Source organism: Methylobacterium sp. P3_A11, from assembly GCF_056403155.1.
Map to the genome: position 1 here is coordinate 54,964 of NZ_JBFUGA010000022.1, position 12,720 is coordinate 67,683.

11 protein-coding genes are annotated in these 12,720 nt (G+C 70.2%); 5 read left to right on the plus strand and 6 right to left on the minus strand.

Annotated features, from left to right (window positions below; genetic code table 11):
* The 6 genes from AC1DXK_RS09940 to paoA all read right to left on the minus strand — a co-directional run bounded on the left by AC1DXK_RS09940 (position 1) and on the right by paoA (position 7,534).
* Positions 1-678 carry an LptA/OstA family protein gene (locus tag AC1DXK_RS09940; RefSeq protein ID WP_457104473.1) on the minus strand — a complete coding sequence of 226 codons (678 nt, stop codon included), beginning with the start codon at positions 676-678 and terminating at the stop codon, positions 1-3.
* Positions 675-1,394 carry an LPS export ABC transporter periplasmic protein LptC gene (gene lptC, locus AC1DXK_RS09945; RefSeq protein WP_457104474.1) on the minus strand — a complete coding sequence of 240 codons (720 nt, stop codon included), beginning with the start codon at positions 1,392-1,394 and terminating at the stop codon, positions 675-677. Before lptC ends, AC1DXK_RS09940 begins: the two co-directional genes overlap by 4 nt.
* 221 nt (positions 1,395-1,615) lie before the next feature.
* Positions 1,616-3,448 carry a molecular chaperone HtpG gene (gene htpG / locus AC1DXK_RS09950; protein ID WP_457104475.1) on the minus strand — a complete coding sequence of 611 codons (1,833 nt, stop codon included), beginning with the start codon at positions 3,446-3,448 and terminating at the stop codon, positions 1,616-1,618.
* A 204-nt stretch (positions 3,449-3,652) separates the two neighbouring features.
* Positions 3,653-5,875, minus strand: a complete 2,223-nt coding sequence (locus AC1DXK_RS09955) for a molybdopterin cofactor-binding domain-containing protein (protein ID WP_457104476.1) — start codon at positions 5,873-5,875, stop codon at positions 3,653-3,655.
* Between the two features lie 23 nt (positions 5,876-5,898).
* Positions 5,899-6,873, minus strand: a complete 975-nt coding sequence (locus tag AC1DXK_RS09960) for an FAD binding domain-containing protein (RefSeq protein ID WP_457104477.1) — start codon at positions 6,871-6,873, stop codon at positions 5,899-5,901.
* A 10-nt stretch (positions 6,874-6,883) separates the two neighbouring features.
* Positions 6,884-7,534 (minus strand): aldehyde dehydrogenase iron-sulfur subunit PaoA, encoded by a 651-nt coding sequence (paoA, locus tag AC1DXK_RS09965; RefSeq protein WP_457104478.1) that lies wholly within the window; start codon positions 7,532-7,534, stop codon positions 6,884-6,886.
* A 319-nt stretch (positions 7,535-7,853) separates the two neighbouring features.
* Here paoA and AC1DXK_RS09970 point away from each other — a divergent pair, with 319 nt between their 5' ends.
* The 5 genes from AC1DXK_RS09970 to AC1DXK_RS09990 form a co-directional block, all read left to right on the plus strand.
* On the plus strand, positions 7,854-8,684 hold the full coding sequence (locus tag AC1DXK_RS09970) for an aldo/keto reductase (protein ID WP_457104479.1): 831 nt from the start codon (positions 7,854-7,856) through the stop codon (positions 8,682-8,684).
* A gap of 137 nt (positions 8,685-8,821) precedes the next feature.
* A complete protein-coding gene (gene nadA, locus AC1DXK_RS09975) occupies positions 8,822-9,838 on the plus strand; it encodes a quinolinate synthase NadA (RefSeq protein WP_457104480.1) in 1,017 nt (338 codons plus the stop codon).
* On the plus strand, positions 9,835-11,358 hold the full coding sequence (locus AC1DXK_RS09980; protein WP_477297647.1) for an L-aspartate oxidase: 1,524 nt from the start codon (positions 9,835-9,837) through the stop codon (positions 11,356-11,358). The genes nadA and AC1DXK_RS09980 overlap by 4 nt, the downstream gene beginning before the upstream one ends.
* Positions 11,355-12,227: a carboxylating nicotinate-nucleotide diphosphorylase gene (gene nadC / locus AC1DXK_RS09985; protein ID WP_457104482.1), complete on the plus strand. Its 873-nt coding sequence runs from the start codon at positions 11,355-11,357 to the stop codon at positions 12,225-12,227. The genes AC1DXK_RS09980 and nadC overlap by 4 nt, the downstream gene beginning before the upstream one ends.
* A gap of 261 nt (positions 12,228-12,488) precedes the next feature.
* On the plus strand, positions 12,489-12,720 hold a 232-nt coding region (locus tag AC1DXK_RS09990; protein WP_477297650.1), incomplete at its 3' end, for a KUP/HAK/KT family potassium transporter.

A 12,720-nucleotide genomic window follows, 5' to 3' on the forward strand; every position in this document is an offset into this window, starting at 1 on the left:
TCAATCGACCTGCGCCTTCGGCCTGGGTGGCGGCTGCGCGCAGCCCTTCGCCTTGCCGTCCTTGGCGTCCGCCTTATCGCCAGGCACGAACAGGGCCGAGACACGGCCCCCCGCCACCGGGTCCATGTTCGCCCGACCGGTGTTCATGTCGTAGACCAGCCGCTGTCCGCGGGTGACGTTCTGGCACTGGCTCAGGACGACGTTGCCGGTGAGCACGATCCGCTTGGCATCCTGGTCGAACACCGCGTGGTCGCCGGTGGCGACCTGATCCTTCTGCACCACCGTCACCGGGCCGGCGCAATCCACCTTCTGGATGCCGTTCTCGGCCGGATTCCGGGGCGGCGCCGAATCCGCACCGTCGTCCTTCGCCTCGGCCTTGACCCCCTCGGCCTTGGTACCTTTGCCGGGTCCGTCCTTGCCGCGCTTGTAGGTCACCGTCATGGTCGAGCAGCGGATCGTGCTGTCGCCCTGCACGGCCACGACGTTACCGGCGAACACCGCCTTGTTCTCCCGGTCGAACACGTCGAGCCGGTCGGCGTCGATCTTGATCGGGTCTTTGCCGCTGCCGCCGATATTGCCGAAGGGCGAGTCCTTGCGCGCCGGCTTCTCGGCCAGGGCCGGGCCGGCGAGAACCAGACCGGCCGCGAAGGCCGCGCCGAGGATGCGGTGGGCGCTCATCGGCGGCCGTCCGCGGCTTCGGCATCCGAGGTCAGGATGCGGCCCGTCGCCTTCTCCGCCGGATCCTCGTTCACGATGACCACGTGCACGTTGCCCACGAAGGAAATCCGCTTGCCGCTCTCGACCACGTCCAGCGTGTCGGCATTCACCGTGGCCCGCGGGCTCGACACGGTGACGGGCTCCTGCGAACTGATAGCACCGGTTTTGAATGCCACGGCAGCCGAGCGCAGGCGCGCCTCTTCGCCCTTGTCGGTCCAGATCCGGATATCGTCCTTCAGGTCGAGGGCCTCGCGGGCGGTATCGAACAGGCCGGAGGCGGCCGAGATGCGTGCGATACCGCCCTGGTCGTCGGTGGCGATGTGGCCGCGCATCTGCTGCAGTTCGATCTGGCTCGGCTTGCGGACGTCCTGCAGGGCGGCATCCGCCGTGACCTCGTAGCCGCGCGTGCCCTGACGGAAGCCGGCCAGACGGGGGTTCTCCATCCGGACCTTCGAGCCCGCCAGCGTCACCGGACCGACCGAGACGTCCGGCAGCCGAGCCGCGAACGGATTGAACAGGTAGGCCAGAAGCAGCGCCACCGAGCCGCCGGCGGCCACGGGAATCAGGCGTCGCATCGTGCGGACGCGGTCGCTGTGGCGGTACGCCCGCGCATGCGCCCGGGTCCGCGCCGCCGCGACCGCCTGTCCGTTGCCGGCTTCAGCCTCGACCGGGTTCATGCAGCGTCCGTGAGGCGCGCTGGAAGCGCGCACGAGAGGGATCGGCTCAGACGCCTGCGGCCCCCACCGCGCCCGCGCCATCGGCCGGGCAATGAGCCCAACCGGTGGCGAAGTTATGGCTCTACCATTTCCGAATGATCAACCGAACCTGCAATCGTCCGGCTTGGATGTGTGTGGAGACACACGCAGCGCGCAGTCGCACGGCGCGTGTCTCCGTAGTCCTACGCGCCGTGCGCCGCCGCCAGGGCCGCCGCCACCGTCCGGGCGAAGGCCGCCGGGTCGCGCGGGCTGTCGCCATCCTGGATGCGGGCGAGGTCGAGCAGCGTGCCGGCGGCCTGCGCCAGATCCGATTCGGGCGCCGCGGCGAGGGCGCGAATCAGCGGGTGACGCGGGTTGATTTCCAGGACAGGCTGGCCGGCGCCGGCCCGACCGGCCCGGCGCATGAGCCGTTGCATCTGCAGGTCAGGTCCGCCCGTGCCGGCCGACAGGACGACGGCCGAATCGACCAGCCGATCGGTGACGCGCACGTCAGAGACCTCGGTGCCGAGCGCCGCCTTCACGGCCGCCACGAACGCGTCGATGCCCTCCGGCGCCTCCGGCTGCTCGCCCTCGAGGGCGAACTTCGACAGGTCGAGGCCGCCCTTCGTGATCGAGCGGAGGGGCTTCTCCTCGAAGGTGCCGAGCTGGTCCGGCCAGAAGGCGTCGACGTGGTCGGAGAGCAGGAGCACCTCCAGACCGCGCGCCTTGAAGCCCTCGAGCTGGGGCGACGATGTCAGCGCCTCGGCATCGTCGGCGACGAGGTAGTAGATCGCTTCCTGGCCGTCCTTCATCCGGGACACGTACTCGGGCAGCGACGTCCAGCCCTCCACCGACGATGAGCGGAAGCGCAGGAGCGGCGCGATCTCGCCCCGGCGCGCGAAATCCTCGTAGATGCCCTCCTTCAGGACAGCGCCGAAATTCTCCCAGAACGGCTGGTATCCTTCGGCATCCTTGGCGCGGCTGGTCAGTTCCGACACGACGCGGCCGGTGACCGCCCGGCGGATCCGCGCCAGGGCGGGCGTCGATTGCAGCATCTCGCGGGAGACGTTGAGCGGCAGATCCTCGGTATCGACCACGCCCTGGACGAAGCGCAGCCACGGCGGCAGCAGCTCGGCCTCGTCGGTGATGAACATCCGCCGGACATGCAGCCGGACCTTGCTCTGGCGGTCGTTGTCGAGGGCCTGGAACGGCTTGGAACCGGGGATGAACAGCAGCGCAGAGAATTCGAGCTGCCCCTCCGCACGCCAATGCAGCGTCGCCCAGGGCTTGTCGAAGTTCATGCCGACGGAGCGGTAGAACTCCTCGTACTGCTCCTCGGTCACTTCGGACTTCGCCTTGCGCCAGAGCGCGGTGCCCTGGTTGGCCGATTCGTCCTTGCCGTCGCGCACGACGGCGATCGGCACGGTGATGAAGTCCGCCCATTTCCGCACGAGGTGATCGAGCCGGTAGGGCTCCAGATACTCGTCGGCATCCTCCTTGAGGTGCAGGACGATGTCGGTACCGGGCTCCGCGCGGGTCGCCGGCTCCAGGGTGTAGCTGCCCTGGCCCTCCGAGGCCCAGGCCCAGGCCTCGTCGCTGCCGGCGCGGCGCGACGTGACGGTGACCCGGTCGGCCACCATGAAGGCCGAGTAGAAGCCCACGCCGAACTGGCCGATCAGGCTCGGGCGGTCCTCGGCCTTGGCGGATTCCAGCGTCTGCGAGAATGCCCGCGTGCCCGAGCGCGCGATGGTGCCGAGGTTGGTGGCGAGATCCTCCTTGGTCATGCCGATGCCGGCATCCGAGACGGTCAGGGTCCGCGCCTCCTTGTCGGGGGCGATGCGGACCTTGGCGTCCGGCGGCAGGGCGCTCGCCGCCGAGGTCAGGGCCTCGAACCGACGCCGATCCATGGCGTCGGCGGCGTTGGCGACGAGTTCGCGCAGGAAGATCTCGCGGTCGGAATAGAGAGCGTGCACGACGAGGTCGAGGAGTCGGCCTACCTCCGCCCCGAATTCGTGCCGCTCGATCGTCTCGCTCACGGGTGATGCCTCCGCATGGGGGAAAATGCGGGGGCGATATGCTTGCGAACGCCGCCGTTTTCAATGCGGACGACGCCCGGGGCGCCCCAACGGCTTCCCAAGGCGGCATCCGTCCCCAGAAGCGCGCGTCCGGACACGGTCGCCCGCGCGGCGGCGATGAGGAGGTCCGGGGCCGACGATTCTCGATGCGCCAACCCGCAGGCCTCAAGTCCGCCGCTGCGCCTGCCCCTCCTGCTCCTCAAAGCCCTTGAGCATCTTGTCGAGCGTCAGCGGATAGTCGCGCACGCGGATGCCGGTGGCATTGTGGACGGCGTTGGCGAGCGCGGCGCCGGCGCCGCAGATGCCGAGTTCCCCGAGTCCCTTGCTCTTGAGCGGATTCGCCTTGTCGTCGAGTTCGGGCAGGAACACCGCGTCGATTTCCGGGAGATCGGCATGGACCGGAACATGGTATTCGGCCATGTCGTGATTGACGAAGTAGCTGTATCGCTGATCGACCACGGCATCCTCCATCAGGGCCGCGCCGACCCCGAAGGTCATGCCGCCGATCGCTTGGCTGCGCGCGGTCTTGGGATTGAGGATGCGCCCGCCGGTGAAGACCCCGAGCATCCGCCGCAGCCGGATCTCGCCGGTATCCACATCGACGCCGACCTCGGCGAAATGCGCGCCGTACGAGTATTGCGAGAACTTCTGCTTCATCTCGCCGGGCTTGATCTCGCCCGAGGCCTCCAGGCCGGATCGCGCCAGATCGGTGAGTGCCTCCGTCCGGTTGCCGGAGGTCACGGAGCCGTCGCGGAAGACGGCGCCGTCGGGGTTCAGATCCCCGGCCTTGAGCAGTGCCCGACGGAGGGTGTCGCAGGCGACGTACAGGGCCGACCCCGCCGAGGCTGCCCCGAACGAACCGCCGGAGCCCGACGCATACGGGAAGTCCGTATCGCCCATCTCGATCCGCACGCGCCCCGGCGGCAGGCCGAGCATCTCGCCGGCGATCTGCATCAGGATCGTGTAGGTGCCCGTGCCCGGGTCGGTCATCGCCATCCGCACCACCAGCACACCATCCGGCCCGAGCCGCACCTTGGCGGAGGACGGCATCAACGGGTTGAGGCGAGCGGCGGCCGACATGCCGAGGCCCACGAGCCAGCTGCCCTCACGCCGGCTGCCCGCCGCCTGCCGCTTGTCCCAGCCGAACAGGCGTGCGCCCTCGCGCATGCAGGGGACGAGTTGGCGGGTCGAGAACGGCACCTTCTTCTCGGGGTCCTCGGCGGGCTCGTTGCGCACACGCAATTCGATCGGGTCGATCTTCAGGTGCTCGGCCAGCTCGTCCATGGCGCACTCGAAGGCGAGCTGCCCGACGGCCTCCCCGGGGGCGCGCATCGACGAGGCGATGGGCATGTTCAGGTTCACGAGCCGGTGACGCGTGACGCGGTTCTGTGCCGCGTAGAGCGAGCGGGTGACGTTGGCGGAGGTCTCGAAGAAGCCGTCGCCGTCCGCCGTGTCCGACCATGATTCGTGGCTGATCGCGGTGAGCCGTCCATCCGTGTCGGCGCCGAGCCGGATCCGCTGGATCGTGTCGGTGCGATGGGTGGCGACGTGGAACTCCTGCTGGCGGGTCAGCGCGACCTTGACCGGCCGCTGGATCAGTTTCGAGGCCAGGATCGCAAGCGTGGCCTCCGGCTGAACCTGCAGCTTCGCGCCGAAGCCGCCGCCGATATAGGGACTGACGATCCGCACCTTCTCGGGCGGCAGCTTGAGCACCGAGCCGAGGGCCTTCTGACCTCGGTTCGGCATCTGGTTGGCGGTGTGGAGCACCACCCCGTCGCCCTCCCACGACGCGATGGTGGCGTGCGGCTCCATCTGCGCGTGGATCTGGTTCGGGGTCACGTATTCCACGTCGAGCTTCACGGGTGCGTCCGCGAAGGCCGCGTCGAAGTCGCCGAGCTTCGAATCCGGGGGCGAGTTGACCGGCTTCGGTTCGTAGGCCGCGGCCAAGTTGTCCCTGAGCAGCCCCTTGGGCTTGGCGGCATCGTAGCGGACCTTCACCAGCATGGCTGCGGCCCGCGCCTGCTCGAAGGTCTCGGCCACCACGAAGGCGACGGGCTGGCCGTAGAACTTGACCTCCCGGCCCTGGAGCTGCGGCCAGACCTGCTCCTTCTTCTCACCCTGCTCGGGCACGTTCTCGTGGGTCATGACGAGGATCGCGCCGGGCGCCTTGCGGGCGGCCTCGGCATCGATCGACCGGATCGTGCCGGCCGCGACGGTCGCCGCCACGACGAACCCGTACGCGGGGTCCTTCAGCACCCGCGTCTCGTAGGCGTAGGGCGCGTGGCCCGTGACCTTGAGTTTGCCCTCGACCCGGTCGAGGGGCTTGCCGACGAGCCCGTCGGGACGGTCGTCGAGGGGCGTCCGCCCGATCGGCTGGTTCATCTCCATGGGAGGGTCCTTGATCGGAGGGCCTACGCGCGGGTTGCCTGCGCCACCACGGCGCGCAGGGTCCGCCGGGTCAGGGGGATCTTGAAGTCGTTGCTGCCGTAGCCGCGGGCGCCCTTCAGCACCGCATCGGCCGCGGCATCGGCGGAGCCGGTCTGCACCAGGGCCGTCTCGGCCTCGGTGACGCGCCAGGGTTTGTGCGCTAGGCCGCCGAAGGCCAGCCGCGTCGCCTGGGGCTTGCCGCCCTCCGCGCCGGCGATCACGGCGGCCACCGAGACGGTTGCGAAGGCGTAGGACGCCCGGTCGCGGACCTTGCGGTAGATGTGCATGCCGGCCGCCGGCTTCGGCAGCGTGACGGCCGTGATGATCTCGCCCTTCCGCAGGTCTGTCTCGATCTGCGGCGTGTCGCCGGGAAGCCGGTGGAAGTCGGCGATCGGGATCGTCCGCGCCTGCCCGTTCGGATCCATCGTCTCGACGGTGGCATCGAGGGCGCGCATGGCCACGGCCATGTCGGACGGATGGGTGGCGATGCAGGAGTCGCTGGCGCCCAAAACCGCCATGATGCGGTTGAACCCGCCGATCGCCGCGCAGCCCGAGCCTGGTTCGCGCTTATTGCAGGGCATGGCCGTGTCGTAGAAGTAGTAGCAGCGCGTCCGCTGGAGCAGGTTGCCGGCGGTCGTCGCCTTGTTGCGGAGCTGACCCGAGGCGCCGGCCAGCAGGGCCTTCGCGAGCACGGCGTAGTCTTTCCGGACCCGCGGGTCGGCGGCGAGGTCGGAGTTCCGCACCAGCGCGCCGACGCGCAGCCCGCCCTCCCCCGTCGCCTCGACCTTATCGAGCGGCAACCGGTTGACGTCGATCAGCGTCGCCGGGGTCTCGATCTGAAGCTTCATCAGGTCGAGGAGGTTGGTTCCGCCGGCGATGAACTTGGCGTTCGGCCGCTCGGCCGCGAGCTTGGCGGCCTCCTGCACGGTCGCGGGACGCTCGTAGGTGAAGGCCTTCATCTCCGCCCCCTCACAGATTGCTGGCGGCGGTGTCGCGGATCGCCGCGACGATGTTCGGATAGGCGCTGCAGCGACAGATGTTGCCGCTCATCCGCTCGCGGATCTCGGCGTCGCTGAGCGTCGGCGTCGCGGCGACGTCCTCGGTGACGTGGCTCGGCCAGCCGGCCTTGGCCTCGCTCAGCATGCCCACAGACGAGCAGATCTGGCCCGGCGTGCAGTAGCCGCACTGGAAACCGTCATGCTTCAGGAAGGCCGCCTGCATCGGGTGGAGCGTGTCGCCGTCGGCCAAGCCCTCAATCGTGGTGACCTGATCACCCTCATGCATCGCCGCGAGCGTCAGGCACGCATTGATCCGCCGCCCGTCGATGAGCACCGTGCAGGCGCCGCATTGGCCGTGGTCGCAGCCCTTCTTGGTGCCGGTCAGCGCCAGGTGCTCACGCAGGGCATCGAGGAGGGTGGTGCGCGTGTCGAGGACCAGATCGCGCGGCTGGCCGTTGACGGTGAGCCGCACCGGCAGGGACTGCGGGGCGGGATCGCCCGGCGCGGCGACGGCGGGCGCGGGCCGGACGCCGAGGGCGCCCAACGCCCCGGCCACCGCGCAGCCCTCCACCACGGCGCGCCGGGTTAGGGCGAACGGCGACTTCGGAGTTTGATCGGTCATGCTGCCATCCCGCCCGTGCGCGACGCATCGGGATGCGGCGCAGCCTGGAATTCTGCGTGCCAACGCTGGCCTCGATTGATTAGATCCGGTCCAGACTGCGCCCGTTCAACGCGGCTGGTCCGTGGTCGGCGGCGTGCAGGCCGGAGCGCGGCGGCTTCCCTTCCGTCATCGCGAGGGCAGCGAGCCAGGATCGCGCAACTTCCCCGCGCGTGGCGCCGCACCGGGTTGTTTGGCTCCGCTCGCGGGGACGAGGCGCTTCAACACCTGTCGGACGATGACGATATCGGGGATCCCGAACACGCTCCCGAAAGCTGATCGCATGGCCGCACCCGTCCCGACCCTCGCCCTCAACGACGGGCGCCGCATTCCGCAAATCGGCTACGGCTGCTGGCAACTCTCCGACGCACAGGCGCCGGACCTCGTCGGCCGGGCGCTTCAGGCGGGGTACCGCCTGATCGACACGGCCGCCGCCTACGGCAACGAGGCGGGCGTCGGACGCGGCATCCGCGACGCGCAGGTCGCCCGGGAGGAGATCTTCCTCACCACCAAGCTCTGGAACGACCGTCAGGGTCGCGACGAGGCCCGGCGCGCCTTCGACGAGAGCCTGACGCGCATCGGCCTTTCGTACGTCGATCTCTACCTGATCCACTGGCCCTGCCCGCAGCGGCGCCTGTTCGTCGAGACCTGGAAGACACTGATCGAGCTCCGGGCCGAAGGGCGGGCCAGGTCGATCGGCGTCTCGAACTTCACGCCCGAGCACATCGCGACGCTGGTCGGCGAAACCGGCGTCGCACCGGCCGTGAACCAGATCGAGCTGCATCCGCACTTTCAGCGCCGGTCGCAGCGGGCCGATGATGGCCGTCACGCAATCGTGACCGAATCCTGGAGCCCGCTCGGCCAGGGCAAGGAGCTGAACGACCCGGTCGTCGTCGCCGTTGCAAAGGCGCATGGGAAGACGCCCGCCCAGGTGGTCCTGCGCTGGCAGGTTCAGATCGGCTGCGTGGCGATCCCCAAGACCGCACGACCCGAGCGCATTCTCGAGAACATCGCCTTGTTCGACTTCGAACTCGGCCCCGACGAGATGGAGGCGATCGCGGCGCTCGACCGGACCGACGGGCGGATCGGTCCCGACCCCGCGACCTTCTGCTGAGCGGTCGGCCTTCGGCGGCGCAGCGTAACACCGCGTCGCAAAAGATTTATGCTCAAGGCTAGCATATCTAGACAGCCGGCTCCGGCACTCATAAGTTAGACGGCACAATGCTCAAACTGAGCATAATGGAGGACGCCATGGCGGCGACCGTGTCACCCGTCTCCCGCACGCCCATCCCGGGTCTGCCGCTTCCTGAGATTTACGCCCGTGTCAGCCGGCACGTTCCCGCGATCGAGTGGCCGGCGCTGGCTCCGGACATCGAGGCGATCCTCCGCCTGAAGCGCGAGCGCAACGCCGTGATCCTGGCGCACAACTACCAGGCTCCGGAGATCTTCCACACGGTGGCCGACATCGTCGGCGACAGCCTGGCGCTCGCCCGAGAAGCGGTGAACGTCGATGCCGACGTGATCGTGCTGGCGGGCGTCCACTTCATGGCCGAAACCGCCAAGCTCCTGAACCCCAGCAAGACGGTCCTCATCCCCGACATGGGCGCGGGCTGCTCGCTGGCCGATTCGATCACGGCCGCCGACGTGCGCGGACTGCGCGCCAAGTACCCCGGCGTGCCGATCGTGACCTACGTGAACACGTCTGCGGCCGTGAAGGCCGAATCCGACCTGTGCTGCACCTCCGGCAACGCCGTCGCGGTGGTGAAGTCGCTGAACGCTCCGCGCGTGCTGATGATCCCGGACGAGTTCCTGGCGCAGAACGTCCAGGCCGAGATCCCGGAGGTCGAGATCCTGACTTGGGCCGGCCATTGCGAGGTGCACGAGCGCTTCACCCCGGCCGACATCCGCGACGTCCGTGACAGCTATCCGGGCGTCACCGTCATCGCGCACCCGGAATGCCCGCCGGACGTGGTGGCCGAGGCGGACTTCTCCGGCTCCACCGCGATGATGATGGATTTCGTCGTCGAGAAGCGGCCGAAGCAGGTGGTGCTCGTCACCGAATGCTCGATGGCCGACAACATCGCGGCGCAGAACCCCGACATCGAGTTCATCAAGCCCTGCAACATGTGCCCGCACATGAAGCGAATGAGCTTGGCGAACATCCGCCGCGCGCTGGAGACGATGACCCACGAAGTGACGGTCGATCCGTCGCTCGCCGACCGCGCCCGGGCGGCTGTCGAACGCATGCTTCAGGTGCGCACGCGATGAACGCCATCTCCCCGAACGGTGCCGACCGCGTGGTCGTGGTCGGCGGCGGTGTCGCCGGCCTGAGCGTCGCGCTGCGCCTCTCACCCCGCCCGGTCACGCTCGTGACCGCATCGACCCTGGGCCTTGGCACTGCGACCGGCTGGGCGCAGGGCGGCATCGCCGCCGCGGTCGGCACCGACGACGCGGCGGACCTGCACGCCGCCGACACGGAAGCGGCCGGCGCCGGTCTGACCGAGCCCGACGTCGCGCTCCGCGTCGTCCGGGAAGGCCCCGGGCTGATCGACTGGCTTGTGCGGATCGGCGTCCCGTTCGACCGCAGCGACGACGGTGCCCTGGCCCTCGGTCTCGAGGCGGCCCACGGCCGCCGCCGAATCGTCCGCTCGGGCGGCGACGCGACCGGTGCGCGCGTCCTCGAAGGCCTCGTACGGGCGGTGCTCGACGCGCCCTCCGTCGAGGTGGTCACGGCCCGCGCCTGTGACCTGATCCGGGATACCCGCGGCGCGGTGGCGGGGATCGTCGCCGAGCGCGACGGCGCCCTGTTCCGGATCCCGGCCCGCGCCGTGATCCTGGCCACCGGCGGCGTCGGCGCCCTCTACGCGGCGACCACCAACCCGTCGGGTGCCCTTGGCGGCGGGCTGGCGCTCGCCGCGCGGGCGGGAGCGGTGATGCGCGACATGGAGTTCGTGCAGTTCCACCCGACCGCGATCGCGGCCGGCGCCGACCCGATGCCCCTGGCCACCGAGGCCCTGCGGGGCGAGGGCGCCCGGCTGATCGACGAGACCGGCGCGGCGGTCATGGCCGGAATCGCGGGCGGCGATCTCGCACCCCGCGACGTCGTCGCCCGCGGCATCTTCCAGGCTCTGCAGAGGGGCCGCACGGTCTATCTCGATGCCCGCGGCACCCTCGGTGCCGCGATGCCGAAACGCTTCCCGACCGTGGCGGGCCTCTGCGCGGCGGCCGGCATCGATCCGGCGGTGCATCCGATCCCGGTCCGCCCGGCGGCGCACTATCACATGGGCGGCGTGAAGGTGGACGCCCACGGCGCCACCTCGGTGCCGGGCCTCTACGCCTGCGGCGAGGTCTCCTCCACGGGGCTGCACGGCGCCAACCGGCTCGCCAGCAACTCCCTGCTGGAAGGCCTCGCCTACGCGCGCTTCATCGGCGACGGCCTCGACGCGCCGCCGCCGGCCGCCATCGTGCCCCAGGGCCACGTCCTGCGCCGCTCCGGCGACGTGACGGCGATCCGGGCACGGATGGAGCACCAAGTCGGGGTCGTGCGCGACGCCACCGGACTCGCGGAGGCCGTCGCAGCCCTGACGCCCGAGGCGGATTCCAGCGACGCGGCCCTCGTCGCCCTGCTGATCGCCCGCGGCGCGCTGGAGCGCCGGGAGAGCCGCGGCGCCCACTGGCGCAGCGATTACCCGCACCTGACGGCCGCGAGCCATACCGAGACCACGCTCGCCGATCTCCGGACGGCGGAGCGCGGCCGGGTGGGCTCCGAGGAGGTTCTGACGCCATGACGCACGCGGTCCCCGCCGACGAGATCCTGCCCCTGCCCCGGCTCCTGGTGGAGCCGGTGGTCCGCGCCGCCCTGCTCGAGGATCTCGGCCGGGCCGGCGACATCACCACCGACGCCATCGTGCCGCCGGGTGCCCGGATGCGGGGCGTGATCGCCTCCCGTCAGGAGGGCGTGATCTCCGGCACCGACGCCGCCGCCATCGCGTTCGCGCTGGTGGATCCGGCCGTGACCGTCACGGTGGAGCGCGGCGACGGCACCCGCGTCGCCCCGGGCGACGTGGTGCTGCGCCTCGACGGCCCGGCGCGGGCGATCCTTACAGCAGAACGCGTCGCCCTGAATCTGCTCTGCCGGATGTCGGGCGTCGCCACGGCGACCCACGGATTGGTCGAGGCGGCGCGCCCGCACGGCAAGGCGTCGATCGTCTGCACGCGCAAGACGACGCCGGGCCTGCGCGCCCTGGAGAAGCACGCCGTGCGGGCCGGCGGCGGCTCGAATCACCGGTTCGGCCTCGACGACGCCGTACTGATCAAGGACAACCACGTGGCGGTGGCCGGCGGCATCGTGCCGGCGATCGCGCGCGCCCGGGCACGGGCCGGGCACCTCGTGAAGATCGAGTGCGAAGTCGACAGCCTGGAGCAGCTGGAGGAGGCCCTTTCGGTCGGGGTCGACGCCGTGCTCCTCGACAACATGGGTCCCGGCCAGCTGGCCCGCGCGGTGGCGATGATCGACGGCCGCGCCCTGTCCGAGGCGTCGGGCCGGATCACCCGCGAGACGGTGGGGGCGGTCGCGGCCTCCGGGGTCGACCTCATCTCCTGCGGCTGGATCACCCATTCGGCGGCGATCATCGACCTCGGTCTCGACGCGGCCTGAGCGGCGGGGTCTACCGGCGCCGCGGTCGTTCGACTGTCACCCCAATCGGGTGACAAGTCTTCGTCGTGGTCGCATCGGAGAAGTCCGGAGTCTATCGCCGCGCGACCGACTTGCTAGGGTTTCGCGCAATTGCGAAGCCACCGACCGGATCCGCCCGTGAGCCAAGCCCTGCATTCCGCGGCTGCCCCGGCGGTCGATCATCCAGCGGCGCCCGTGGCGCGCAAGCCCGGCGCGGTCCGGAACGGCCCGGGCACCGCGCTGATGCTCGGCGCGCTGGGGGTCGTCTACGGCGATATCGGCACGAGCCCGCTCTATGCGTTCAAGGAAGCCGTGAAGGCGGCGACCGCCGGCGGCGCCTCGGTGCCGGCGGCGGCCACAGGCGCGGTTTCGCTGATCCTGTGGTCGCTGATCCTGATCGTGTCGCTGAAATACGCGGTGCTGATCCTGCGCGCCGACAACCGCGGCGAGGGCGGCATCGTCGCCATGCTGGCGC